We start from the raw sequence: 24,118 nt of genomic DNA on the forward strand, positions 1-24,118 counted from the left end.
GAACGGGGGTTGGGAGGCCATTTCGACAAGAGTCCGGTAGCGGCCAGAAGTTGGCTGAAAAGATACGGGCTCGTGTGTGCGAGACCTTCATTCTTCCGGCGCACTTCTTCCGGCATGACGCCCGCCCCGGCGCGCCCCCGGCACCTTCGCATGTTCCCGCTTCCGTGCCGCCGCGATCGCCTCGGCCGCCGCGCGCTCGGACCGGCGCAGGAGTACCCGGCAGACGGCGGTCACGGCCGCGAGCCCCAGCGCGGCGGCGGCCGCCCCGCCGAACGACGTCCCGTACATGACGAGCACCACAGGGACGAGGGCGCAGCTGAACGCGGCCCACCGGACCACGTCGCCGACAGTGTCGCCGGCCGGAGTGGCGGCAGGAGTGGCGGGGGAGGTCGAGCGTCCGGGCACGGCGGGGCTCCTCACGTACGCGGGGTGGGCTCGTGACTAACGGGCGGCGGGCCCGGGTGGTCACTGGTGGGTGAGCCTGTCGAGACAGCGTGTAAGGGCCAACCGGCATTGCCTTACGGGCCGGGCTCGTGCATGCTCCCTGGAACGCCGTGTGAGGGACGGCGGGCTCTGGGCAGGAGAGGAGTGTCGCCGTACCCTTGGGGGTATGGGCTTGGGAAGATGATTCCCGGACACAGCTCCACCGCTCCACCGCTCACTGCCACTGCTTCCCTCGACAAAGCGACCAGCGACCCCTCCCAAGAGGATTCTTCGCCGAGACACCCATGGCCGGTCACGAACTCCCCGAACCCGCAGACCGCAAGCAGGTTGTCGATCCTCTGGACGACCTCCGGGCGGTGGAACAAACACGCCATTCTTGCGATCCCGCCTTCCAGCACGGCGTCGTCGTCGGCTTCGACGGCTCCACGTCCAGTGAGCGGGCGCTTTCGTATGCGATCGGGATGGCGGTGCGGTCGGGCTCCGGCCTGATCATCGTCCACGTCGCCAACCGGCTGCCGACCACGGTCTGGGCGGGCTGCGAGCCCCCGGTCTTCGTGGACGTACCGGATCACCGCACCGAGGTGCTCGGTCTTGAGCTGGCCTGCGCGGACTATCTCGCCGAAGTGCCGTGGATCCTCGTCGAGCGCGGTGGCGACATCTGCCACGAGCTGGAGGAGGTCGGCCAGGAGTACTCGGCCGACGCGATCGTGGTCGGCTCGACGCACGGCATCGTCGGGCGGATCTTCGGCTCGGTGGCGGGCCGGCTGGCGCGGCGCGCGCAGCGGCCGGTCATTGTGATCCCGTAGCCCGTTCGTACGGGATCACAACGACCTTCGTCGACTGGCTACTACTCGACCGTCACGGACTTGGCGAGGTTACGCGGCTTGTCGATGTCGCGACCCATGGCCAGTGCCGTGTGGTAGGCGAGGAGCTGGAGCGGAATGCCCATGAGGATCGGGTCCAGCTCCGTCTCGTTCTTCGGGACCACAATGGTGTGGTCGGCCTTTTCCTGCTCGCGGTGCGCGACCGCCAGGATCCGGCCGCTGCGCGCCTTGATCTCCTCCAGCGCCGCCCGGTTCTTCTCCAGCAGCTCGTCGTCCGGCACGATCGCGACGGTCGGCAGCGCGGGCTCGATCAGCGCGAGCGGGCCGTGCTTGAGCTCGGAGGCCGGATACGCCTCGGCGTGGATGTAGGAGATCTCCTTCAGCTTGAGGGAGGCCTCCAGCGCCACCGGGTAGCCGCGGACCCGCCCGATGAACATCATCGACTGGGCGCCCGCGTACTCCTCGGCGATCTTCTTGATCTCGTCCTCGGTCTGAAGGATCTCCGCGATCTGGGCGGGCAGCTTGCGCAGGCCCGCGATCAGCCGCTTGCCGTCCGAGACCGACAGGTCGCGGATGCGGCCCAGGTGCAGGGCGAGCAGCGCGAAGGCGACCACCGTGTTGGTGAAGCACTTGGTGGAGACGACGCAGACCTCGGGCCCGGCGTGGACGTACATGCCGCCGTCGGCCTCGCGGGCGATCGCCGAGCCGACGACGTTGACGACGCCGAGGACGCGGGCGCCCTTGCGCTTCAGCTCCTGCACGGCCGCGAGCACGTCGTACGTCTCACCGGACTGGGAGACGGCGACGTAGAGGGTGTCGGGGTCCACGACCGGGTTGCGGTAGCGGAACTCGGACGCGGGCTCGGCGTCGGCGGGGATGCGGGCCAGCTCCTCGATCAGCTGGGCGCCGATCATGCCCGCGTGGTACGAGGTGCCGCAGCCGAGGATCTTGACGCGGCGGATGCCGCGCGCCTCGCGGGCGTCCAGGTTCAGGCCGCCCAGGTGCACGGTGGAGAAGCGGTCGTCGATGCGGCCGCGCAGCACGCGGTCCACGGCGTCGGCCTGCTCGGAGATCTCCTTGTGCATGTACGTGTCGTGGCCGCCCATGTCGTACGACTCGGCCTCCCACTCCACGGTGGTCGGCGTGGCCGTCGTACGCGAGCCCTCGGTGGTGTACGTACGGAAGTCGTCGGCCTTGAGGGTGGCCATCTCGCCGTCTTCGAGGGTGACGATCTGGCGGGTGTGCGAGACGAGCGCGGCGATGTCGGAGGCGACGAACATCTCCTTCTCGCCGATGCCGAGGACGACCGGCGAGCCGTTGCGGGCGACGACGATGCGGTCGGAGAAGTCGGCGTGCATGACGGCGACGCCGTACGTGCCCTCGACGTGGCGCAGCGCCTCGCGGACCTTCTCCTCAAGGGTGACCGCCTGGGAGCGGGCGACGAGGTGGACGAGGACCTCGGTGTCGGTCTCGGAGAGGAACTCGACGCCGTCGGCGACCAGCTTCGCGCGAAGCTCGGTGGCGTTGTCGATGATGCCGTTGTGTACGACGGCGACCTTGCCCTCGGCATCGAGGTGCGGGTGCGCGTTCTCGTCGCTCGGGGCGCCGTGGGTGGCCCAGCGGGTGTGCGCGATGCCGGTGGTGCCGGCGAAGCGCTTGGGGACCTTGGCCTCCAGGTCGCGGACGCGGCCCTTCGCCTTGACCATCTTCAGGCCGCTGGCCTTCGGGCTCGTGATGACGATGCCCGCCGAGTCGTAGCCGCGGTACTCCAGGCGCTGGAGGCCTTCGAGCAGCAGCGGGGCGACGTCACGCTTGCCGATGTAACCGACGATTCCGCACATACAGTCTGTATCCCTCGAGTCGTGTGGTGTGGGGTGCTCAGCCGTAGACGATGCGGCGCAGCTGGCGGAGCGAGAGCTCCGGCGGCGCCACGGCGCGGTGTGGCAGCTCGGCCGCGATCCGCTCGAAGATCTCCGTGTTCACCAGGCCACCGGACTGCAGCTCACGGTGGCGGCGGCGCACGAAGTCCTCGGCCGTCTCGTCGAAGTACGCGAGTACGTCGAGCACCACCCGGGCGGCCTCACCGCGCGGGAGCGCGGTGCTGCGGACCAGATGGTCGATGAGGTCGTCGTACGGGGACGAAGAGCGGCGTTCGAGCACCCGGTAGATACTGCGGGGGATTGGGGGCGTACGCAAGAAATCTGCCCGTAATCGGGCAGGATTTCGGTCACAGAAGCGAAAGTGCGGGACACGGTCGCGTCCGGCTTGCGGCGGACGCGGGGGGACACGAGTGGCGAAGTGGTCTAAACCCTTGACCCTGGAGCGGGGCGCGCGATACGCATGGTGACCGTTCGCCTGCACCATGCCACTGTTGCGAAGCCCGCCGAAGGGACCGCCCGTGAGTCAACGCAGAAGGATTCCACGCCTGTTCGCCCCGCTGCTGCTCGTCGTCGCCGCCGGCGCGACGAGCATCGCGGCCGCTCCGGCCGCCGCCGAGCCGGCCGCGGAAGCGAGACCGTTGAGCCAGGTGATTCCGGCGCCCGCCTCCGTTACCGAGGGCGGGTCTTCTTATGCCCTCACGGGCCGCACGCGCATCAGGGTCGACGAGGACTCGCGCGAGGCGCGGCGGATCGGCTCGTACCTCGCGGACATACTGCGTCCCTCCACCGGCTTCGCACTGCCTGTCACCGATTGGGACGCCGATTGGGACGCCAACGACGGCATCCGGCTGCTGCTCGACTCCGAGGACGACTCGCTGGGCGACGAGGGCTACCGGCTGGAGTCCGGCCGCCACGGCGTGACCATCAGCGCCCTCAAGCCCGCCGGGCTCTTCCACGGCGTACAGACGCTCCGTCAGCTTCTGCCCGCCTCGGTGGAGAAGGACACGCGGCAGCAGGGGCCGTGGGTCGTCGCGGGCGGCACCATCAAGGACGTGCCTCGCTACGGCTACCGGGGCGCGATGCTCGACGTCTCGCGGCACTTCTTCAGCGTGGACAAGGTCAAGACGTACATCGACCAGATGGTGCTCTACAAGATCAACAAGCTGCACCTGCACCTCACCGACGACCAGGGCTGGCGCATCGCCATTGACTCGTGGCCCCGGCTGACGACGTACGGCGGCTCCACACAGGTCGGCGGCGGTCCCGGCGGCTACTACACGAAGGCCGACTACAAGGAGATCCTGCGGTACGCCGCCTCCCGCTACCTGGAGGTCGTCCCCGAAGTAGACATCCCCGGACACACCAACGCGGCGCTCGCCTCGTACGCCGAGCTGAACTGCGACGGCGTCGCGCCGCCCCTCTACACGGGGACCAAGGTGGGCTTCAGCTCGCTGTGCGTGCCGAAGGACATCACGTACCGCTTCCTGGACGACGTGGTGCGCGAGATCGCCGCGATGACGCCCGGCAAGTACTTCCACATCGGCGGCGACGAGGCGCACTCCACGCCGCACGCGGACTACGTCACCTTCATGGACAAGGCGCAGGCCATCGTCGGCAAGTACGGCAAGACGGTGATGGGCTGGCACCAGCTGACGGGCGGCAACCCGGTCGAGGGCGCCGTCGCCCAGTACTGGGGTCTCGACAGGACCTCGGCGACGGAGAAGGCGCAGGTCGCCAATGCCGCCAAGAACGGGACGAAGCTGGTGCTGTCGCCGGCGGACCGGGCGTACCTCGACATGAAGTACGACAAGAGCACGCCGCTGGGGCTCAACTGGGCGGGCTATGTGGAGGTGGACCGGTCGTACGACTGGAACCCGGGGGCCTACCTGCCGGGCGCGCCGGCCGAGTCCGTGCTGGGGGTCGAGGCGCCGATGTGGTCGGAGACCGTGTGGACCAACGACCAGGTCGAGTACATGGCGTTCCCGAGGCTGCCGGGCATCGCGGAACTAGGCTGGTCGCCCGCGGCCACGCACGACTGGGACACGTACAAGGTGCGGCTGGCGGCCCAGGGGCCGCGGATGTCCGCGCTGGGGATCGACTACTACCGGTCGGCGCAGGTGCCGTGGTCCGCGGAGTAGCAGCGGCTGGATGAGGTGGACGGTGCGGCGGGCGTCCGTGTGGGTCTTGTGCACGGGCGCCCGGCCGTTCGTCAGTTTTCCGCTTCCGCGTCTGCTTCCGCTCGCTCGCGCAGTTGCTCCTCACTCAGCCCGCGGCGCCAATAGCCCACGAAGGTCACGCGCTCGCGGTCGAACTTCCGCTCCTGGACGAGATGGCGGCGCAGCGCCCGTACACACGACGACTCGCCCGCGATCCAGGTGTACGGCGTACCTTCGGGCACCTCGGCGTCGGGCACGGCGCGTATCGCGTCGACCGCGGCCGGCGCGTCCTCGTCCCGTACCAGCCAGGTGATCTCCGCGTCGGCCGCCGTGGTCAGCTCCAGGCGGTCGTCGGCGTGCTGGACCTCGATCCAGACCTTGGCCCTTGTGCCGGCCGGCAGCCACTCCAGGGCGGCTGCGGCGGCCGGCAGCGCCGTCTCGTCCGCCCACATCAGGACCCAGTCGGTGTCCTCGGGCGGGCGGAAGCGTACGGCCGTGTTGTCCGCGAGCGCGGGGCCGAGCACCACGACGCGGTCGCCGGAACTCGCCTGCGCCGCCCAGCGGCAGGCGGGTCCGCCGTCTCCGTGCAGCGCGAAGTCGATGTCGACCTCGTCCGCTTGTGCTCCGTCGGCCGCGCGGCGCTGCTCGCGCAGGGTGTACGAGCGCATGACCGCGCGTACGTCGTCGGGCAGTGCGCGGTACGCCGCGAACCAGTCCGGCTCGGTCTCCGGCGGAAGCACCGGTTCCGGCTGGCCGGGGTGCGGCAGGAAGAGGGAGAGGCTCTGGTCGCGGCCCCCGGAGGCGAAGGCCCGCAGGTCCTCGCCCCCGAACGTCACGCGGAGGAGGGAGGTGCTGAGCCGCCGCGTCCGTACGACCGTCAGGCCGAAGAAGCGGAACGGGACGGTCATCGTCAGGCGACCTTCTTGGCCTTCTCGATGGCCTCGGCGAGGTCTTCGAGGATCGGCGCGCACTTGTCGTAGGAGTAAATCGGCTCCGTGGTGCGCGGGACGACCTGGCCGGCCTTGACGGCGGGCAGGCGGGTCCAGGTCGGCTTGTCCTTGAGGGCGGACGGCTGGAGGACGGCGGTCCGGTTGTCCATCATGATGATGTCGGCCTTGTACTTGTCGACGTTCTCCCAGCTCAGGCTCTCGAAGAAGCCGGCCGAGTCCACCTTCGGCTCGACGAACTTCACGCCCAGCTCCTGGAAGTAGAGCGTGTCCGCCGACATCTTCGCGAGCGAGACGTAGAAGAGGTCCGGGCTCGCGGAGCCGATCATCACCTTGACCTTCGGGTTCGCCTTGGCGGCCTGGCGCAGGCGCTCGGCGGCCTTCTCGAAGCGGACCTTGGCGTCGGTGACCTTCTTGGCCTTGACGTCGGCGCCGAGGGACTCGGCCAGGTCGGCGTGGCGCTGGATCGCCTTGGGGACGGTGGTCTCGGCGGCCCACAGGGCGACGCTCGGAGCGCCGACCTTGAGGATCTTCGCGGTGGACTGCTCGGGGACGTACCAGAGCTTGTCCTTCTCCCACATCGACGTGACCAGGAGGTCGGGGTTGAGGGCGGCGTACTCCTCGACGTTGAACTTGTCGTAGGCGTTGCCGAGGATCTTGACCTTGTTGACATCGAGGTCGCCGGCCTGGACATCGGCCTTGCCGTCGGGGGTCTTGGTCGGCCCGAAGACACCCTTGACCTCGATGCCGAAGTCGTGGAGCGCGGCGGCGACGCCGGTGAACGCGACGATGTTCTTGGGGGTGGCCGGCTGCTTCGCCGTCTTGCCGCGGTCGTCCTTGAAGGACCACGGCCCCGACTTCCCGGCGGCCTCTTCCTCGCTCTTCGCGGAGGTCTCGCCGCAGGCGGTCAGCGCGGCACCGATGCCGAGGGCGCCGCCGACGGCCAGCAGGCTGCGGCGGGAGAGGTGGGAAGCTCGGGCGTGAGGCATGACGGTGTCTGCTTTCGTACGTGCGGCTGGGTCCATCAGGGGGCGAGTCCGAAGGTAGGTTAGCCTAACCTCACATGCTGTCCAGGGGGTGGCTGCGGGAGGCGCCGGGGACCGACCGCCGCCCCGGTGCCGAAGGGACGCCCTGGGCGCGCGCGGAACGCGACGGCTGCGCGGAAGTCCCCTTGCCCGCCGATGTATTGGCGCTACGCTGCGCCGATGCTCTCGAAGGCCTGGTGGGCGGGGTCGCGCCGGCGGATTCCCCCGCTCGCCGTGGACGCGGTCCTCGCCCTGTCGTACGTGGGCGTCAGCCTGCTGCTCGGTGACGAGCATCCTCCCGCGGGGTGGCGGGAGATGGACCGGACCGGGGTCGCCCTCATCTGGCTGATCAACCTTCCGCTGGTGGTGCGCAGGCGGTCGCCGGTCGCGGTGATGGTCGTGCTGTGCACCCTGTGGGTCTGGTACATCCACCTCGGCTACTGGCCCGTCGTGAACTCGCTCGGCTCACTGATGGCCCTCTACACCGTCGCTTCGCTGCGTACGCCACGCACGACAGCAGCCTGCGCCGCCCTGGTCAGCGTGACGTGGTGGTACGGCGGCTGGGCCCGCGAAGGCGGCTCCATGCCTACGGTGATCGCCCAGAGCGTGGTGCTTCCCGCCGGTATCTGCTGGTTCGGTGCGGCCGCCCGGCGTCTCGCCGAACGCAATGAGCAACTGGCGGTCCTGGCAGCACAGTTGGAGCGGGAACAGGAGGAGCGGGCGCGGCGGGCCGTCACCGACGAGCGCGTACGCATCGCCCGCGAGCTCCACGACGTCGTCGCCCACCATCTGTCCGTCATCTCCGTCCAGGCGGGGCTCGCCCAGTACGTCGTCACGACCGACCCCGCCACGGCGGAGAAGGCCCTGCGCACGGTGGGCGAGACGACGCGCGAGGCGCTGCACGAGATGCGCCGCACGCTGTCGCTGCTGCGCGCGGACCCCGAGGAGGACGGCGAGGCCGCCGGCGGGTTCGCGCCCGCGCCCGGCCTCGGCCGGCTGGGCGAACTCACCCGGCGGGTACGGGACACGGGAGTGCCGGTGCGGCTGCGCGTCACGGGGCCGCCGCGTCCGCTGGCGCCGGGGGCGGAACTGTGCGCCTACCGGATAGTCCAGGAAGCCCTCACCAACGTGCTCAAGCACGCCCCCACCGCCCGGCGCGTGGACGTCGTGGCCGACTACCTGCCGGACGAGGTACGGATCACCGTCACCGACGACGGCCACGGCGGTGGTAGGGATCGCGCCACAATCGGCGCCGGGCAGGGCCACGGCTTGATCGGCATGCGTGAGCGCGCCAAGCTCTACGGCGGGAGTCTGTCCGCGGGGCCGCGGCGCGAGGGAGGATTCGAGGTCGGACTCGTACTGCCGGCGCCGCGCGCACCCGGTGTGCAGAAAGGGGGTTGACGGGCCGGGGAACGCCGGCCGGGTGAAGGAGCCGACCGCAGTGACCACGGTGCTTGTTGTCGACGACCAGGACCTCATCCGGGCAGGGCTCGCGGCGCTGCTGCGGGCGGCACCGGGGATCGAGGTGGCGGGCGAGGCGGCGAACGGCGAGGAGGCCGTACGGCTGGCGTCGGCCCTGCGCCCGGAAGTGATCCTGATGGACATCCGCATGCCGGCCATGAGCGGCATCACCGCCACCGAGCGCATCCTCGCGGAGGCCGGCGACCCCCCGCCCAAGATCATGGTGCTGACCACCTTCGACCTGGACGAGTACGTGTACGCCGCCCTGCGCGCCGGAGCCTCGGGGTTCCTGCTCAAGGCCGCGGGGCCCGAACGTCTGCTGGCCGCCATCGACGTGGTCGCCGCCGGTGACCTGCTGTTCGCGCCGACCGTGACACGCCGCCTGGTCGAGTCGTACCTGCACTCCCCGCTGGTCCGGGCCGCCGGGCCGGCGACTCACCCGGACCTCTCCGTCCTCACGTCGCGCGAGCTGGAGGTGCTGCGCTTGGTGGGGACAGGCCTGTCGAACCTGGAGATCGCAGGCAAGCTGGTCATCAGCGAGTCGACGGTCAAGACCCATCTCAACCGGACGATGACGAAGCTGAGCCTGTCCAGCCGCGCGCAGGCGGTGGTGCTCGCCTACGAGACCGCCCTCGTTGTGCCCGGCGGCCTGGATGTACCGCAATAGTCCACAAGGACATCAACCCTGGGTGCGACGCGCCCGCCCCGCGCCCGCCCTAGGCTCTCGCAGTGCCGGCGCGGGGATGAGACACACGGGGGTCCCGCGCCGGCACATCCATGCCGAGACCTAGGGGGACGACCATGGACCCGTACGCGAGATCCTTACCGAGACCCGTACCGAGACCTTTGTTCAGCCGCAGGCGCGCCCTTGGCCTGCTGGCCGCGACCGGTGCGCTCACCGCACTGCCGGCCACCGCCCGGCGGGCCGACGCTGCGGCCAGGCCCGCGGCCGCCCGGGCGGCCGCCTTCGTGGGCGACCCGGTCCATTACTGGAACGGCGTCCTGCTGGACGTGTTCAGGAAGCAGACCGGTGTCGGACCGGGGCCGCTCGCGCGCGCGGCCGCCATGACCAATGTGGCGATCTTTGACGCCGTCAGCGCGTACTACAACACCTGGTACAGGATGAAGTACCGGCCGTATCTGGAAGCGCCCAAATACTCCGGGGCGCCCTTCCAGCAGGGCCCGGACGAGCAGGAGCGCGTCATCGGGTTCACCGCCCGCGACATCCTCGTGCGGCTCTTCCCGAACGAGAGCCTGTTCGTCAACCAGCGCTTCAAGGACCGGTTCGGCAACGACTGGACCGCCTTCGACATCCTCAAGCCGCTGATCGCCGAGCCCACGGCCAAGCGCGTCTGGGACCACCGGCTGCTCGACAGGTCGAGCAACGAGGACGCGTACAACCTCGACGGAATACCCGGCGCCTGGCGTCCGACCGGCGGCGCGTCCTGTTCACAGGAGAGCGACGCGGTCGACCCGCACTGGGGACTGGTGGACCCCTTCGCCATCCCGTCCGGCGCGCATTTCCGGCCACCGACGCCGGAGCGCTTCGCCACGTACGAAGCCCTTCTGGCCAGTGAGGAGTACCGCAAGCAGGTGGAGGAGGTACGCCGGGTGGGGTCGGCCACCGCCTCGGCCGCCGACCGTGACGCCGACAAGACCGCCGCCGCGTGGTTCTGGGCGAACGACGCCGACCGGACGTACAAGCCGCCGGGGCAGCTGATCGACCACACGCGGGTCGTCACCGCGCTGCGAAAGCTGGACACCTACGAGAACGCCCGGCTGTTCGCGCTTCTGTCGCTGGCCCTCGCGGACGCCGCGATCGCGGAATGGGACGTGAAGTACCGCACGGAGATCGACCTGTGGCGGCCGGTCTCGGCCATCCGCGAGGGCCTCGGCGACACGGCCTGGCAGCCGCTCGGCGCCACGCCGTGCTTCCCCGCCTGGGCTTCGGGGCACGCCGCGTTCGCAGGCGCGTGGGGCACGATCATGCGGGCGTACTTCAAGACCGACGCGATCGCGTTCGAGGGCAGGACGGACGACACCAAGTCCCCGGTGCGCTCACGCAGGTTCACCGGCTTCCGTCACGCCGAGGAGGAGAACGCCATGAGCCGCCTCTACCTGGGTGTGCACTACCGCTGGGACGCCACCGACGGCTTGCAGCTCGGCCGCGATGTCGGAAACCACGTCTTCACGAACAAGCTCCAGGAGATCTGACGGCTCCCGGCCCCGCACCTTGTGCGCTTGCGGTGCGGGGCCGGGGCGGTCGGACGTCAGCCGGTGAGACCCAGTTCGCGGGCGATCAGCATGCGCTGGACCTCGCTCGTGCCCTCGCCGATCTCCAGGATCTTGGAGTCGCGCCACATGCGGGCCACCGGGTACTCGTTCATGAAGCCGTAGCCGCCGTGGATCTGGGTGGCCTCGCGGGCGTTGTCGACCGCGACCGTGGAGGAGTAGAGCTTGGCGAGCGCCGCTTCCTTCTTGAACGGCTCGCCCTGGACCAGGCGTGACGCCGCGTCGCGCCAGCCGATGCGGGCCATGTGGGCGCGCATCTCCATGTCGGCGATCTTGAACTGGATCGCCTGGTTGGAGCCGATGGGGCGGCCGAAGGTGTGGCGCTCCTTCGCGTACGTCACCGACTCGTCGACGCAGCCCTGGGCCAGGCCCGTCGCGAGTGCCGAGATCGCGACGCGGCCCTCGTCGAGGATGCGCAGGAACTGGGCGTAACCACGGCCCTCTTCGCCGAGGAGGTTGGCGAGCGGGACGCGGACGTCGGAGAAGGACAGCTCGCGGGTGTCCGAGGCGTTCCAGCCGACCTTGGAGTACGGGGCGGCGACGGTGAAGCCCGGGGTGCCGGACGGGACGATGATCGCGGAGATCTCCGGATTGCCGTCCGCCTTGCGGCCGGTTACCGCCGTGACGGTGACCAGGCCGGTGATGTCCGTACCGGAGTTGGTGATGAAGCACTTCGAGCCGTTTATCACCCACTCGTCACCCTCGCGGCGTGCCGTGGTCTTCGTGCCACCGGCGTCCGAGCCGCAGTCGGGCTCGGTCAGGCCGAACGCGCCCAGCAGTTCGCCCGAGCACAGGCGGGGCAGCCACTCGCGCTTCTGCTCCTCCGTGCCGAAGCGGAAGATGGGCATCGCGCCGAGCGAGACGCCCGCTTCGAGGGTGATCGCGACCGAGGAATCGACTCGGGCCAGCTCTTCGAGGGCGATGCCCAGCGCGAGGTAGTCGCCGCCCATGCCGCCGTACTCCTCGGGGAAGGGCAGTCCGAACAGGCCCATGCGGCCCATCTCGCGGACGATCTCGTACGGGAACTCGTGGCGCTCGTAGAGGTCGCCGATCTTCGGGGCGACTACGTCGTGCGCGAACTCCTCGACCGTACGGCGGAGTTCTTCGTGTTCGGGGGAGAGGCGGTGGTCGAGGGTCATGGCTACGACTCCTTGTGGGACAGGTCCTTGTGGGACTGGTCCTCGGGGGACAGGGCACGCACGGTGCGGGAGGGACTGGGGCGGCCCAGCTGTTCGGCCATCCACGCGCTGGTGGCGGTGAGGCGGCCGAGGTCGACCCCGGTTTCGATACCGAGGCCGTTGAGCATCCACACGAGGTCTTCGGTGGCGAGATTTCCGGTGGCGCTCTTCGCGTACGGGCAACCGCCGAGGCCGCCCGCGGAGGCGTCCACGGTGGTGACTCCGTGCTGGAGCGCGGCGAGGGTGTTGGCGAGGGCCTGGCCGTACGTGTCGTGAAAGTGCACGCCGATGGCCCGGGTCGGGACCCCGGCCTCGTTGAGGTGGGCGAGGAGGCTCTGGACGTGGCCGGGGGTGGCCACGCCGATCGTGTCGCCGAGGCTCAGTTCGTCGCAGCCGAGGTCGAGGAGCGCCTTGGCGATCCTGACGACCTGGGGGACCGGCACCGCGCCCTCCCACGGGTCGCCGAAGCACATGGAGAGGTAGCCGCGTACGTGGATGCTGTCCTGCTTCGCGCGGGCGACGACCGGCTCGAACATGGCGAGCGACTCGTCGATCGTCCGGTTGAGGTTGCGCCTCGCGAACGTCTCCGTCGCGCTCCCGAACACGGCGATGCGACGCGCGCCGAGAGCGAGGGCGCGGTCGAGGCCGCGGGCGTTCGGTACGAGCACGGGGAGCTCGGCGGTCCCCCGCAAGTCGTGCAGGAGCGGGAACAGGTCCTCGGCGTCGGCCAGCTGGGGCACCCACTTGGGGTGCACGAAGCTGGTCGCCTCGACGGTGCTCAGACCGGCGTCGGCGAGGCGGTGGATGAACTCCGCCTTCACCTCGGTCGGTACGACGGTCTTCTCGTTCTGGAGACCGTCGCGGGCGCCGACTTCGTGGATGCGGACGCGGGTGGGCAGGTCGGGCGCCCGGACCCGCATCGGCAGTCGCAGCCCGTCGGTCATGACTCCTCCTGCGGGGTGACGACGGCCAGGACCTGGTCCATGGCGACGGTCGAGCCCGGCGTCACGTCGAGCTCGGTGACGGTGCCGGCGTGCGGGGCGGAGATGACGTGCTCCATCTTCATCGCCTCGACGACGAGGAGGCTCTGCCCGGCGTCGACGTGGTCACCGACGGCCACCTTGACCACGGTGACGGTGCCGGGCATGGGCGCGGCGAGGGTGTCGACACCGGAGCGGGCGCCGCCGGTCAGGCTCGCCTCGACGGGGTCGTGGTCCTGGACGTGCCAGGCGTCCCCGTCCCGGCCCAGCCAGGTGCCCTCCGGGCTGGTCGCGTGGCTGAAGGTATGGGTGACGCCGGCGAGTTCGATGGTGACGGTGCCGGCGTCGGCGGTGACGATGCGCGCGCGGGTGGGCAGCTTTTCTTCCCCCACCCCGCCCCTTCCCGAAACTGGGGGCAAGCCCCCAGGCCCCCGGGGCGGCAGCTGCGCGCCGCCGGCCCCGGACGGGGCTTCGCCCGTGGCCGGGGCGGGTTGGTGGTGCGCGCGCACGGGGGCGGCCTGTGGCCCGGTGCCGGCGTCCTCTGCGGGCGTCGACTGGGCGCTGACGTGCCCTGTCGGGGCGACGGGTTCCAGGGGGATGGCGGTTGCCAGATCCGGGGCCGGGGGCTGTGCTTCCGGGATCAGGATTTCCTGGCCCGCCGCCGTGGTGCGCAAGCGGATCGCCACCGGGTCGTGGCCGGGTACGCGCACGTGGTGCACCGTCCAGGCGGGGGTGCCGCCCAGGCGCCAGCCCGTGCGGGCGGAAAAGGGGTCCGACCAGCCGGGTGTCTCGTCGGCGACGGCCGTCTCCCCGGCCCGCAGCAGCGCCGCCGCCACGTACACCTCGGGCGGGATTCCGTCCGGGATCAGGCTGTCCGCGTCGCGTTCGACCAGGCCTGTGTCCAGGGCTCCGGAGACGACGTCGGGGTGGGCCAGCAGGCGGCGCAGGAAGCCCGCGTTCGTCGGGACGCCCAGGGTGACCGTGTCCGCCAGGGCCGCGCGCAGGCGGCGCAGGGCCGTGGCGCGGTCCGGGGCGTACGCGATGACCTTGGAGAGCATCGGGTCGTAGATGCTGCCGACCTCCGTGCCCTGCGTGAGGCCGGAGTCCGTGCGCACGCCGTCGCCCTGCGGCTCGTGGAGGGCGAGGATCGTGCCGCCCGAGGGCAGGAAGCCCCGAGAAGGGTCCTCGGCGCAGATGCGGGCCTCCACCGCGTGACCCGTGAGCGTGATGTCCTTCTGCGTGAAGGGGAGTTCCTCACCGGCCGCGACCCGAAGCTGCCACTCCACCAGGTCCAGGCCGGTGATCAGCTCTGTCACCGGGTGCTCCACCTGGAGGCGGGTGTTCATCTCCATGAAGAAGTACGAGGACGGGTCGTTTCCCGGGACGATGAACTCCACCGTGCCCGCACCCCGGTAGCCGCAGGAGCGCGCCGCCTGGACCGCCGCCTCGCCCATCGCCGCGCGGGTCGCCTCGTCCAGGAGGACCGAGGGCGCCTCCTCGATGATCTTCTGGTGGCGGCGCTGGAGGGAGCATTCGCGCTCGCCGAGGTGGATCACGTTTCCGTGGGCGTCGGCCAGGACCTGGATCTCGATGTGCCGGGGGCGGTCGATCCACCGTTCGACGAGGAGAGTGTCGTCGCCGAAGGACGCCCGCGCCTCACGCCTCGCTGCCGCGATCTCGTCGGCCAGTGCCGACTCGACCCGCGTCAGCCGCATGCCCTTGCCGCCGCCGCCGGCCGAAGGCTTGAGCAAGACCGGCATGCCGATCTCCCGCGCCGCCGCCGCCAGTTCGGCATCCGTCAGCCCGCTTCCGGACGAGCCGGGGACCACCGGCACGCCTGCCGCCCGTACCGTCTCCTTCGCCCGGATCTTGTCGCCCATCAGCGCTATGGCGGAGGCGGGAGGGCCGATGAAGGCGAGACCCGCGTCCGCGCACGCCTGGGCGAAGGCCGCGTTCTCGGCGAGGAAGCCGTAGCCCGGGTGGACGGCCTGTGCGCCGGTACGGGCGGCCGCCTCCAGCAGCCGGTCCGTGCGCAGGTAGGAGGCGGACGCCGCCGCCGGGCCGATCCGGACTGCCGTGTCCGCCTCCCGTACATGACGGGCATCCGCGTCCGCGTCGCTGAACACGGCCACCGAGCGCACGCCCAGCTCCCGCAGCGTGCGGATGACGCGGACCGCGATCTCGCCGCGGTTGGCGACCAGGACTGTGTCGAACATCTTCATCGTCGTCGTCATCTGTCTCTCACATCCGGAAGATGCCGAAGGCGGGCTCGGGCAGCGGGGCGTTGGCGCAGGCCGTCAGGGCCAGGCCCACGACCTGCCGGGTCTCCAGCGGGTCGATCACGCCGTCGTCCCACAGCCGCGCCGTCGCGTAGTAGGCGTTGCCCTGGGCCTCGTACTGCGCGCGGATCGGGTCCTTGAAGGCCTCTTCCTCCTCGGCCGGCCACTCCTCGCCGCGCGCCTCCAGCTGGTCGCGCTTGACCGTCGCGAGGACCGACGCCGCCTGCTCGCCGCCCATCACCGAGATCTTCGCGTTGGGCCACATCCACAGGAAGCGCGGCGAGTACGCCCGGCCGCACATCGAGTAGTTGCCCGCGCCGTACGACCCGCCGACGACGACCGTCAGCTTCGGTACGCGCGTGCACGCCACCGCCGTCACCATCTTCGCGCCGTGCTTGGCGATCCCGCCCGCTTCGTAGTCCCGGCCGACCATGAAGCCCGAGATGTTCTGGAGGAAGAGGAGGGGGATGCCGCGCTGGTCGCACAGCTCGATGAAGTGCGCGCCCTTCTGGGCGGATTCGGAGAACAGGATGCCGTTGTTGGCGACGATGCCGACCGGGTGCCCGTGGATGCGCGCGAAGCCGGTGATCAACGTCTGTCCGTACTCCGCCTTGAACTCCTGGAAGCGCGAGCCGTCGACCGTGCGGGCGATGACTTCACGCACGTCGTAGGGCGTACGGGAGTCCACCGGCACCGCGCCGTACAGCCCGGCCGGATCGACCTTCGGCTCCTCGACCGGCTCGACCGACCACGGCAGCGGGCCGCGCTCCGGCAGCGTCGCGACGATGTTCCGGACGATGCGCAGTGCGTGGGCGTCGTCCTCGGCGAGGTGGTCGGTGACGCCAGACGTGCGGGAGTGGACCTCGCCGCCGCCCAGCTCCTCCGCCGTGACGACCTCGCCCGTCGCGGCCTTCACCAGCGGGGGCCCGCCCAGGAAGATCGTGCCCTGGTTCCGCACGATGACGGCCTCGTCGCTCATCGCGGGTACGTACGCCCCGCCCGCCGTGCAGGAGCCGAGCACCGCCGCGATCTGCGGGATGCCCGCTCCCGACATGCGGGCCTGGTTGTAGAAGATGCGCCCGAAGTGCTCGCGGTCCGGGAAGACCTCGTCCTGCATGGGGAGGAAGGCGCCGCCGGAGTCCACCAAGTAGACGCAGGGCAGCCGGTTCTCGAGGGCGACCTCCTGGGCCCGGAGGTGCTTCTTGACGGTCATCGGGTAGTACGTGCCGCCCTTGACCGTGGCGTCGTTGGCCACCACGACGACCTCGCGGCCGCTCACCCGCCCGATCCCGGCGATCACACCGGCGGCCGGCGCTGCCCCGCCGTACATCCCCTCGGCCGCCAGCGGGGCCAGCTCCAGGAAGGGCGAACCGGGGTCCAGGAGCGCGTCCACGCGGTCGCGGGGGAGGAGCTTGCCGCGCGCGGTGTGCCGGGCACGCGCCTTCTCACCGCCGCCGAGCCGCGCCGCGGCGAGCCGCCCGCGCAGCCCCTCCACGAGCTCCAGGTGGGCCGCTTCATTGGCCCGCCATGCCTCGGCTGCCGGATCGGCGGTGCTGGTCAGCACTGGTGCCTGCCGCATCTCCTGAGCCCCCTTGCCCGGTCGATGTGATGTTAATGAGCGTTAACGCCCTTTCAGGTTAACGAGCGCTAACCGCCCTGTCCAGGGCTGTGGATTCGTCCTTCGGTATGACGCGTCGAAGATCAAGTGGTGTCAGGATCTGACCTGACTGAGACACGGGGGCGGGACTTGTGACGACATTGCGAGACACGGCGCGAGGCGCTGCGCGAGGCGCTGCGACAGAGGCGATACGGCCGCAGCCGCAACAGCGCGTCCTGGAGGTCGACGCCCTTCGCGGCTTCGCGCTCCTCGGCATCCTGCTGGTCAACACCTTGACCATGGCGGGCACGGCCGGGTTGCTTGGCGGCCGTCCGTCCGGCGCCACCGACACCGTGGCCCTGTGGCTGGTCGATTTCCTCGCGCAGGGCAAGTTCTATCTGCTCTTCTCGTTCCTCTTCGGCTACAGCTTCACCCTCCAGGCGGCCTCCGCCGAGCGCGCCGGCGCCCGCTTCGGGCCCCGCACGATGCGGCGGCTGCTGGGGCTGTTCGTCCTCGGGGCCCTGCATGCGGTGTTCCTCTACATCGGCGACATCCTCACGACGTATGCCCTGCTCGGCCTGATCCTCTTCGCCGCCCGCCGGGTCACCCCCGAAGGGGCGTACCGCGCCGCGCTCTGGGTGTGGGGCGTCTTCGGCTCGTTTCTCCTGCTGCTCGGCGCGCTCGGGACACTCGCCGGCCCCGAAAGCGACGCCGACCGGGCCGCCGTGGTCGCCGAGGCGGCGGAACTCACCGCCGCCTACCGGGGCGGGTTCACCGATGTCGTGGGCGCGAACGTGGGACAGCTGCCGTTCGCCGTCATCGCACTGGTCACCATGAGCGGCTTCGTGGTCGCCGCCTTCCTGCTGGGGCTCTCGGCCGGGAAGCGGCAGTGGCTCACGCGGGCCGACGGGGCGAGTCTGCGCCGTATCCTCGCGACCGGCCTCTGCGTGGGCGTGCCCGCCGCCACTTTCGCCGCCTCCGGCGTGGCAGGCCCGCTCTCGCCCCGCTGGGAGCTGCTCGCGGCCATGACCGGCGTGGTCGTGGCTCCGGCACTCAGTGCCGCGTACGTCGCCGGCCTGCTGCTCTGGTTCGGTACGCCGAGCGGGGCGCGGGCCGCCGGGGTGCTCGCGCCGGCCGGGCGCATGGCGCTGACCAACTACCTCACCCAGTCGCTGGTCATGGCTTTGATCTTCACCGGGTACGGTCTCGGTCTGTACGGACGCGTGGGCATAGCCGTCCCGTTGGGCGTCGCGCTCGTCCTGTACGCCGCGCAGCTCGCGCTCAGCGGGTGGCTGCTGCGGCGGTACCGGCTCGGTCCTGTGGAACGGGTGCTGCGTGCGTTCACTCATTTCCGTGAGGTTAACGACCGCTAACCGGCCGGTTTAGACTGGCCTCATGAGCACCAACGCCGCCGCCCGCGTCGCGGCCCCGACCCGCCGCGAGCAGATCCTCAAAGAGGCCGCCCGCCTCTTTGCCGAGCGCGGCTTCCACGGCGTGGGCGTCGACGAGATAGGCGCCGCCGTAGGCATCAGCGGCCCCGGTCTCTACCGTCATTTCCCGGGCAAGGACGCCATGCTCGCCGAGCTGCTCGTCGGCATCAGTGAGCGGCTGCTGGACGGCGGCAGGCAGCGCGCCGCCGCCGAATCGGCCGACAGCCCGGCGGCCGTCCTGGGCTCGCTCATCGACGGCCACATCGACTTCGCGCTCGACGACCGGCCGCTGATCACCCTGCACGACCGTGAACTGGACCGGCTCAGGGAGAGCGACCGCAAGCGGGTCCGACAGCTCCAGCGGCAGTACGTCGAACTGTGGGTCACCGTCGTGCGGGAGCTGAATCCCGACGTACCGGAGGCGGAGGCGCGGTCGGCCGTGCACGCGGTGTTCGGGCTGCTCAACTCGACGCCGCACCTGGGGTCGTACGGCAACGGACTGCCGGGGCGGGCGGCGATGGAGGGGCTGCTGCGGCGGCTGGCGCACGGGGCGTTCGGGGCGCTGGCGCCTCGAGTTGTGGCCTGAGGTAACCGGGGCGCTGCCTCTGACCCCGCTGCGCGTTGCCCGCCGGGGCAAGCTTTGCCGGACGGGGGTGGGAGCCGGACGGCACAATGGGCTCATGCCGATACCCAGCCGCGCCGCTCTTGTCGATCACCTCGCCCGCACCCGCATCGCCGGTGACGTCGCCACTCCCCGCGACAACAACCTCTCCCACTACCGCAAGCTCGCGAACGGTGACCGCCACTACTGGCTCGGTCTAGAACTCGGTGACCGCTGGACCGACGAACAGGACGTCCTCGCCGTAATGGCCGAGCGCTGCGGCGTCAGTGACGACCCCGAGCACCGCATGGGCCAGGACACCATTGACCCCGAGCTGACCGTCGACGCGCTGGAGCGCATGGCGGCACGGCTGCGCAAGGCCGCCGCCGGCAAAGAGCGCGTGCTGTTCGCGACCGGGCACCCCGGCGGGCTGCTCGACGTACACCGCCAGACAGCGGACGCGCTGCGCCGCGCGGGCTGCGAGATCGTACGGATCCCCGGCGGGCTCATGGCGGACGAGGGCATGGTGTTCCAGTTCGCGGACGTCGCGATGCTGGAACGCGGCGCGACGCTGTGGCACACGCACTCGCCCGAGCCGATGACGGCGATCCTCAACGGGATGGAGCACGAGGGGCGGCCCCTGCCCGACCTCGTCGTCGCCGACCACGGGTGGGCGGGCTGCGCCGGTCAGCGCGGGATCGACGCGGTCGGATACGCCGACTCCAACGACCCGGCGCTCTTCATCGCGGAGGCGGAAGGCACGCTCCAGGTCACCGTCCCGCTCGACGACCACGTCACGGACCCGCGCTTCTACGACCCGATGACGGCGTACCTGCTGGACGCGGCGGGCCTGGGCGAAGGCGCGGCCTGACACTCGCGCGCTCCTGGGGGCGGGCCCGGCTGTCACTCGTACGGCGGCCTTCCCGGGGCTTCGGGCGCCCACAGGCTGGGCGGTGTGTATGTTCCGCCGGATGGAAGATCGGGACGACGCCCTCAGCGACGCCGCGTCGACACTGGGCACTACGACGGAGCAGGACACCGTCAACGCCGCTCTCTTCGAGGTGGCCAAGCGCCGTCGGCGCCTGATCGCACTGGAAGAGCTCGCCACCATGGGTGAGCGTGGCGACTTCGACATCCTGCTGGACAAGGGCAGCTACCGGTCGACCTGGCCGAGGGCGTGATCGGGGTGGGTGAGGATACTGACCGGACGGGGCCGGGCTGACCGTGCGGTCAGCGAGGTACCCGGACCACGCCCTCCTGGATGACGGAAATCGCCAGTCGGCCGTCCTGCGTGTAGATCCTGGCCTGGCCCAGACCCCGTCCGCCCGATGCGGACGGCGACTCCTGGTCGTACAGCAGCCACTCGTCCGCCCGGAACGGCCGGTGGAACCACATCGCGTGGTCCAGCGACGCGCCGACCACATCGCCGGTCGCCCAGCCGCCGCGCCCGTGCGCGAGCAGTACCGAGTCGAGCAGCGTCATGTCGGAGACGTACGTCGCGAGGCAGACGTGCAGGAGTGGGTCGTCGGCCAGCTTGCCGTTCGTACGGAACCAGACCTGCGAGCGCGGCTCGCGCGGTTCGCCGACGCTGCCGTACGGCGGGGCGTCGACGTAGCGGAGATCGACCGCCGCGCGGGCTTCGAGCATGCGGTCGACGACACCCGGGTCGAGGAAGTGGTCCGCGTACCGCGGCAGCATCTGGGCCGCCGTCGGGAGCGTCTCGGGGGCCGGCGCGGGCGGCATGTCCGCCTGGTGCTCCAGGCCCTCCTCGTACGTCTGGAAGGACGCGGAGAGGTGGAAGATCGGCTGGCCGTGCTGGACGGCGACGACCCGGCGCGTGGTGAAGGAGCGGCCGTCGCGGATGCGGTCGACGGTGTAGACGATCGGCGCGCCCGGGTCGCCCGCGCGCAGGAAGTAGGCGTGCAGGGAGTGGGCGAGGCGTTCGCCGGGGACCGTGCGGCCCGCGGCGACGAGGGCCTGGGCCGCGACTTGCCCGCCGAAGACGCGGGGAACGATCGCCGAACGGCTCACGCCTCGGAAGATGTCCTCCTCGATCTGCTCCAGGTCGAGCAGATCGAGGAGGGCGTCGAGTGCCTTGTTCATAAGAGCCGTTCTACAGGGTGGGTCTTACAGGCCCATGTCCTTGGCGATGATCATCTTCATGACCTCGCTGGTGCCGCCGTAGATGCGGTTGACGCGGTTGTCCGCGTACAGGCGGGCGATCGGGTACTCGTTCATGAACCCGTAACCGCCGTGCAGCTGGAGGCACTTGTCGATGACGCGGTGCGCGACCTCGGTGGTGAACAGCTTCGCGGACGCGGCCTCGGCCGGCGTCAGCTCGCCCGCGTCGAGGGCTTCCAGGGCGCGGTCGACGACGGCTTCGGCGGCGTCCACCTCGGCCTGGCAGGCCGCCAGCTCGAACTTCGTGTTCTGGAAGGAGGCCACCGGCTTGCCGAAGACGGTTCGGTCCGTCACGTACTGCTGCGCGAAGCGGACCGCGGCCTTGGCCTGTGCGTACGCGCCGAACGCGATGCCCCAGCGCTCCGAGGCCAGGTTCTTGCCCAGGTAGCCGAAGCCCTTGTTCTCCTCGCCGAGCAGGTCCTCGGCCGGGACCTTCACGTCGACGAACGCCAGCTCGGCGGTGTCGGAGGTCTTCAGGCCGAGCTTGTCCAGCTTGCGGCCGACCGAGTAGCCGTCGGACTTGGTGTCCACGGCGAACAGGGAGATGCCGAAGCGGCGGTCGTCCTCGCGCGGGGCGGCCGTGCGGGCGCACACGATCACGCGGTCGGCGTGCACGCCGCCGGTGATGAACGTCTTCGCGCCGTTGAGGACGTAGTGCGTGCCGTCCTCGGAGAGCTTGGCGGTGGTCTTCATGCCCGCGACGTCGGAGCCGGTGCCCGGCTCGGTCATCGCCAGCGCCCACATCTCCTCGCCGGTGACGAACTTCGGCAGGTAGCGCTGCTTCTGCTCGTCGGTGGCAAGCATCTCGATGTAGGGCAGGCCCAGCAGTACGTGCACGCCGGAGCCGCCGAAGTTGACGCCCGCGCGGGACGTCTCCTCGTACATCACGGCCTCGTACTTGTGCGACTCGATGCCCGCGCCGCCGTACTCCTCCGGGACCCGGATGCCGAAGACGCCCAGCTCGCCGAGCTTGTAGTAGAAGTCGCGCGGCGCCTGGCCCGCGGCGAACCACTCGTCGTAGACGGGTACGACCTCGGCCTCGATGAAGGCCCGGATCGTCTTCCGGAACGCCTCGTGGTCCTCGTCAAAAACGCTACGGCGCACGGGACGCCCCCTTCGTGCTGGATCGGCGATGCTGTTCTAAGCGCTTGCTCAGTCGAAGTTACCGGGTAGTCACCAAGGCTGTCCAGGCTCCAGGACGGTCGTACGCGTCACAGCCAGCGCAGCGCGAACCACAGATCCATCCGTACGTCCGCGTCGTCCAGGTCCGCGTCGAGCAGGGCCGCGCAGCGGGCGATGCGCTGGCGGACCGTGTTGCGGTGGACGTCGAGCGCGACGGCTGTACGGTCCCAGCTGCCGTGCAGCGAGAGCCAGGTGCGCAGGGTCGCGGTGAGCGCGGGGGAGTCGGCGATCGGCGCGAGCTGTACGCGGGCGTGGGCGCGGGCCTCGTCAGGGGCGACCAGGGAGGCGATTCCCTCGCCCGCCTCGCCCCGGTCGCGCACGAGGGGGCTGCGGGTGGCCTCGGCGCGGCGTACGGCCTGTGCTGCGCGGATGTCGGCGGCCGGCAGGTCGGACGCGGGCACCGGGGAGCTGACGCCGAGGGTCCACCCGGCCTGCGGCTCGATCTCCCGGGCGCCGCTCAGCAGGACCCGTACGCCGCCTCCCTCGTCCGTCGCGTCCACCAGCGCACTGCCGAGGGTCGCGCCGAGCGCCGCGGCGGCGAGCGGATCGCGACCAGAGGCACCGGTGGGGCGGGCGTGCACCACGGTCCAGTCGCCCGCGCCGAGCAGCGGCGCCACTTCCCCCGCGTCCGCCCCGAGCAGCAGCCGCACCAGCGCGGCGGCGCGGGCGGACTCCGCGGCGCCCTGATGCGGCGTGGTGAGCAGCGACAGCAGTACGACGGCGACACCCGCGATGGTGTGGTCCCCGGCCTCCCGCCGGTCCGAGGCCACTGCGAGTGCCAGCCGCTGGCCGCCGGTGAGGGCGTACGCGGCGAGATGGCTGTCGCCGGCGGTGTCGGTGGCGGAGGCGGGCGCGGTTCTGGGGGCGGGTGAAGAGGCGGACGCGGTCCGGGGAGCCGGCGCGGGGGCGGGCACGCCGGCGGGCGTGGTCCTGGGTGCGGGGGCGGTCTTGCCGGTGGGTGCGGATGCCGCCGTGCCGGTCGGCGTGGTGCTGGGGGCGGCGCTCTCGGCCCCCGAGGGCTTCGGCTGCGGCGGGTTGACCACGCGCGCCAGCCGGGTCAGCGCCGCGTGGGCTTCCGGCGTCGGCGCCCGCCCCGCCGTCGCCAGGGGCGCACCCTCCGCCGACAGCAGCACCGCCCACGCCCCGTCCAGCCGCGCCGTCAGCTGCCGCAGGACCGCGGGGACGGGATCCGGGCGGGCCGCAGCCGTGGCCAGGCCCTGCTGGGCCTGCGCGACGCGGCGCAGCTCGCGGTGGCGGGCCTCTGCCATCAGGCGCCACACCGCGCGGGCGATCGCGGTGAACGTCGTCGGCGGCGGCACCTCCACCAGCGGCAGCCCGTGCCGCTCGCACGCCGCCACCAGGGCAGGCGGAACCGTGTCGTACACCGGCGCGACACCGAAGCCGAGCGCCGCAGCGCCCGCCTCTACGACCCGGGAGACGTAGTGCTCGGGGTCCGTGAGCTGGACACCGGCGGTCAGCAGGAGCTCGCCGCCGAGGAGGTACGGATACGGGTCGCCCATCTCCGACGTGTGCACCCAGTGCAGATCAGCGTCCTCGGGCCCCGCGATCCGGCGCAGGCCGAGTTCCTCCCGCGCCAGCAGCGCCGCCAGTGACACGGGAGGGGTGGGAGGGGAGGCCACAGGCTCCGGCATGGATGGTCC

Annotated in this window: 21 protein-coding genes; 9 read left to right on the plus strand and 12 right to left on the minus strand. The window is 70.9% G+C overall.

Features of this window, described 5'->3' with window-relative positions; genetic code table 11:
- Positions 1–87 precede the first annotated feature (87 nt).
- Positions 88–405 (minus strand): hypothetical protein, encoded by a 318-nt coding sequence (locus ABZX79_RS34550; protein WP_355266895.1) that lies wholly within the window; start codon positions 403–405, stop codon positions 88–90.
- A gap of 323 nt (positions 406–728) precedes the next feature.
- Here ABZX79_RS34550 and ABZX79_RS34555 point away from each other — a divergent pair, with 323 nt between their 5' ends.
- Positions 729–1,250 carry a universal stress protein gene (locus tag ABZX79_RS34555; protein ID WP_214969051.1) on the plus strand — a complete coding sequence of 174 codons (522 nt, stop codon included), beginning with the start codon at positions 729–731 and terminating at the stop codon, positions 1,248–1,250.
- A gap of 41 nt (positions 1,251–1,291) precedes the next feature.
- Here the strand turns inward: ABZX79_RS34555 and glmS are convergent, their stop codons facing one another.
- Positions 1,292–3,109 (minus strand): glutamine--fructose-6-phosphate transaminase (isomerizing), encoded by a 1,818-nt coding sequence (gene glmS / locus ABZX79_RS34560; RefSeq protein ID WP_355266899.1) that lies wholly within the window; start codon positions 3,107–3,109, stop codon positions 1,292–1,294.
- Positions 3,110–3,146: 37 nt separating this feature from the next.
- Positions 3,147–3,428 (minus strand): hypothetical protein, encoded by a 282-nt coding sequence (locus ABZX79_RS34565; RefSeq protein ID WP_355266902.1) that lies wholly within the window; start codon positions 3,426–3,428, stop codon positions 3,147–3,149.
- 202 nt (positions 3,429–3,630) lie between these two features.
- Between ABZX79_RS34565 and ABZX79_RS34570 the strand changes: the two genes are divergently transcribed.
- A complete protein-coding gene (locus tag ABZX79_RS34570; RefSeq protein WP_355266905.1) occupies positions 3,631–5,286 on the plus strand; it encodes a beta-N-acetylhexosaminidase in 1,656 nt (551 codons plus the stop codon).
- Positions 5,287–5,357: 71 nt separating this feature from the next.
- Here ABZX79_RS34570 and ABZX79_RS34575 read toward each other — a convergent pair whose 3' ends face one another.
- Positions 5,358–6,212, minus strand: a complete 855-nt coding sequence (locus ABZX79_RS34575; protein ID WP_355266908.1) for a siderophore-interacting protein — start codon at positions 6,210–6,212, stop codon at positions 5,358–5,360.
- 2 nt (positions 6,213–6,214) lie between these two features.
- Complete coding sequence (locus tag ABZX79_RS34580; protein WP_355266911.1) at positions 6,215–7,240, minus strand: ABC transporter substrate-binding protein; 1,026 nt, start codon at positions 7,238–7,240, stop codon at positions 6,215–6,217.
- A 216-nt stretch (positions 7,241–7,456) separates the two neighbouring features.
- Between ABZX79_RS34580 and ABZX79_RS34585 the strand changes: the two genes are divergently transcribed.
- From ABZX79_RS34585 to ABZX79_RS34595, 3 genes are all read left to right on the plus strand, one after another.
- Positions 7,457–8,677: a sensor histidine kinase gene (locus ABZX79_RS34585; protein ID WP_355266914.1), complete on the plus strand. Its 1,221-nt coding sequence runs from the start codon at positions 7,457–7,459 to the stop codon at positions 8,675–8,677.
- A gap of 40 nt (positions 8,678–8,717) precedes the next feature.
- Positions 8,718–9,404 (plus strand): response regulator transcription factor, encoded by a 687-nt coding sequence (locus ABZX79_RS34590; RefSeq protein ID WP_355266917.1) that lies wholly within the window; start codon positions 8,718–8,720, stop codon positions 9,402–9,404.
- A 179-nt stretch (positions 9,405–9,583) separates the two neighbouring features.
- Positions 9,584–10,951, plus strand: a complete 1,368-nt coding sequence (locus ABZX79_RS34595) for a vanadium-dependent haloperoxidase (protein WP_355266920.1) — start codon at positions 9,584–9,586, stop codon at positions 10,949–10,951.
- Between the two features lie 56 nt (positions 10,952–11,007).
- Here ABZX79_RS34595 and ABZX79_RS34600 read toward each other — a convergent pair whose 3' ends face one another.
- From ABZX79_RS34600 to ABZX79_RS34615, 4 genes are read right to left on the minus strand one after another with little or no spacing between them, the layout of a single operon-like run.
- Positions 11,008–12,168 (minus strand): acyl-CoA dehydrogenase family protein, encoded by a 1,161-nt coding sequence (locus ABZX79_RS34600; RefSeq protein WP_355266923.1) that lies wholly within the window; start codon positions 12,166–12,168, stop codon positions 11,008–11,010.
- Between the two features lie 2 nt (positions 12,169–12,170).
- Positions 12,171–13,151, minus strand: a complete 981-nt coding sequence (locus tag ABZX79_RS34605) for a hydroxymethylglutaryl-CoA lyase (protein WP_355266926.1) — start codon at positions 13,149–13,151, stop codon at positions 12,171–12,173.
- Complete coding sequence (locus ABZX79_RS34610) at positions 13,148–15,403, minus strand: acetyl-CoA carboxylase biotin carboxylase subunit (RefSeq protein WP_355266994.1); 2,256 nt, start codon at positions 15,401–15,403, stop codon at positions 13,148–13,150. The genes ABZX79_RS34605 and ABZX79_RS34610 overlap by 4 nt, the downstream gene beginning before the upstream one ends.
- Before the next feature lie 25 nt (positions 15,404–15,428).
- Positions 15,429–17,045 (minus strand): carboxyl transferase domain-containing protein, encoded by a 1,617-nt coding sequence (locus ABZX79_RS34615; RefSeq protein WP_355266929.1) that lies wholly within the window; start codon positions 17,043–17,045, stop codon positions 15,429–15,431.
- A gap of 170 nt (positions 17,046–17,215) precedes the next feature.
- Between ABZX79_RS34615 and ABZX79_RS34620 the strand changes: the two genes are divergently transcribed.
- From ABZX79_RS34620 to ABZX79_RS34635, 4 genes are all read left to right on the plus strand, one after another.
- Positions 17,216–18,436: a DUF418 domain-containing protein gene (locus ABZX79_RS34620; protein WP_355266932.1), complete on the plus strand. Its 1,221-nt coding sequence runs from the start codon at positions 17,216–17,218 to the stop codon at positions 18,434–18,436.
- 22 nt (positions 18,437–18,458) lie between these two features.
- Positions 18,459–19,079: a TetR/AcrR family transcriptional regulator gene (locus tag ABZX79_RS34625; protein ID WP_355266935.1), complete on the plus strand. Its 621-nt coding sequence runs from the start codon at positions 18,459–18,461 to the stop codon at positions 19,077–19,079.
- A 94-nt stretch (positions 19,080–19,173) separates the two neighbouring features.
- Positions 19,174–19,965 carry a phosphatase gene (locus tag ABZX79_RS34630; protein ID WP_355266937.1) on the plus strand — a complete coding sequence of 264 codons (792 nt, stop codon included), beginning with the start codon at positions 19,174–19,176 and terminating at the stop codon, positions 19,963–19,965.
- A 100-nt stretch (positions 19,966–20,065) separates the two neighbouring features.
- Positions 20,066–20,275, plus strand: a complete 210-nt coding sequence (locus ABZX79_RS34635; protein ID WP_355266940.1) for a DUF2191 domain-containing protein — start codon at positions 20,066–20,068, stop codon at positions 20,273–20,275.
- Positions 20,276–20,324: 49 nt separating this feature from the next.
- Here the strand turns inward: ABZX79_RS34635 and tesB are convergent, their stop codons facing one another.
- From tesB to ABZX79_RS34650, 3 genes are all read right to left on the minus strand, one after another.
- The gene (gene tesB / locus ABZX79_RS34640) at positions 20,325–21,197 is read right to left on the minus strand and encodes an acyl-CoA thioesterase II (protein ID WP_355266943.1); all 873 of its coding nucleotides are present in this window, start codon (positions 21,195–21,197) and stop codon (positions 20,325–20,327) included.
- 24 nt (positions 21,198–21,221) lie between these two features.
- Positions 21,222–22,379 carry an acyl-CoA dehydrogenase family protein gene (locus ABZX79_RS34645; protein WP_355266946.1) on the minus strand — a complete coding sequence of 386 codons (1,158 nt, stop codon included), beginning with the start codon at positions 22,377–22,379 and terminating at the stop codon, positions 21,222–21,224.
- A gap of 107 nt (positions 22,380–22,486) precedes the next feature.
- Positions 22,487–24,109, minus strand: a complete 1,623-nt coding sequence (locus ABZX79_RS34650; RefSeq protein ID WP_355266949.1) for a PucR family transcriptional regulator ligand-binding domain-containing protein — start codon at positions 24,107–24,109, stop codon at positions 22,487–22,489.
- Positions 24,110–24,118: the final 9 nt, after the last annotated feature.

Source organism: Streptomyces sp. NPDC002994 (genome assembly GCF_040611155.1).
Classification (GTDB): Bacteria; Actinomycetota; Actinomycetes; order Streptomycetales; family Streptomycetaceae; genus Streptomyces.

Coding starts and splice junctions, on each gene's coding strand:
- ABZX79_RS34575 (WP_355266908.1), bottom strand. CDS start 6,212: ATGACCGTCCCGTTCCGCTTCTTCGGCCTGACGGTCGTACGGACGCGG.
- ABZX79_RS34635 (WP_355266940.1), top strand. CDS start 20,066: ATGGAAGATCGGGACGACGCCCTCAGCGACGCCGCGTCGACACTGGGC.
- ABZX79_RS34610 (WP_355266994.1), bottom strand. CDS start 15,403: ATGTTCGACACAGTCCTGGTCGCCAACCGCGGCGAGATCGCGGTCCGC.
- ABZX79_RS34605 (WP_355266926.1), bottom strand. CDS start 13,151: ATGACCGACGGGCTGCGACTGCCGATGCGGGTCCGGGCGCCCGACCTG.
- ABZX79_RS34650 (WP_355266949.1), bottom strand. CDS start 24,109: ATGCCGGAGCCTGTGGCCTCCCCTCCCACCCCTCCCGTGTCACTGGCG.
- ABZX79_RS34585 (WP_355266914.1), top strand. CDS start 7,457: ATGCTCTCGAAGGCCTGGTGGGCGGGGTCGCGCCGGCGGATTCCCCCG.
- ABZX79_RS34625 (WP_355266935.1), top strand. CDS start 18,459: ATGAGCACCAACGCCGCCGCCCGCGTCGCGGCCCCGACCCGCCGCGAG.
- ABZX79_RS34580 (WP_355266911.1), bottom strand. CDS start 7,240: ATGCCTCACGCCCGAGCTTCCCACCTCTCCCGCCGCAGCCTGCTGGCC.
- ABZX79_RS34630 (WP_355266937.1), top strand. CDS start 19,174: ATGCCGATACCCAGCCGCGCCGCTCTTGTCGATCACCTCGCCCGCACC.
- tesB (WP_355266943.1), bottom strand. CDS start 21,197: ATGAACAAGGCACTCGACGCCCTCCTCGATCTGCTCGACCTGGAGCAG.
- ABZX79_RS34570 (WP_355266905.1), top strand. CDS start 3,631: ATGCCACTGTTGCGAAGCCCGCCGAAGGGACCGCCCGTGAGTCAACGC.
- glmS (WP_355266899.1), bottom strand. CDS start 3,109: ATGTGCGGAATCGTCGGTTACATCGGCAAGCGTGACGTCGCCCCGCTG.
- ABZX79_RS34615 (WP_355266929.1), bottom strand. CDS start 17,045: ATGCGGCAGGCACCAGTGCTGACCAGCACCGCCGATCCGGCAGCCGAG.
- ABZX79_RS34555 (WP_214969051.1), top strand. CDS start 729: ATGGCCGGTCACGAACTCCCCGAACCCGCAGACCGCAAGCAGGTTGTC.
- ABZX79_RS34600 (WP_355266923.1), bottom strand. CDS start 12,168: ATGACCCTCGACCACCGCCTCTCCCCCGAACACGAAGAACTCCGCCGT.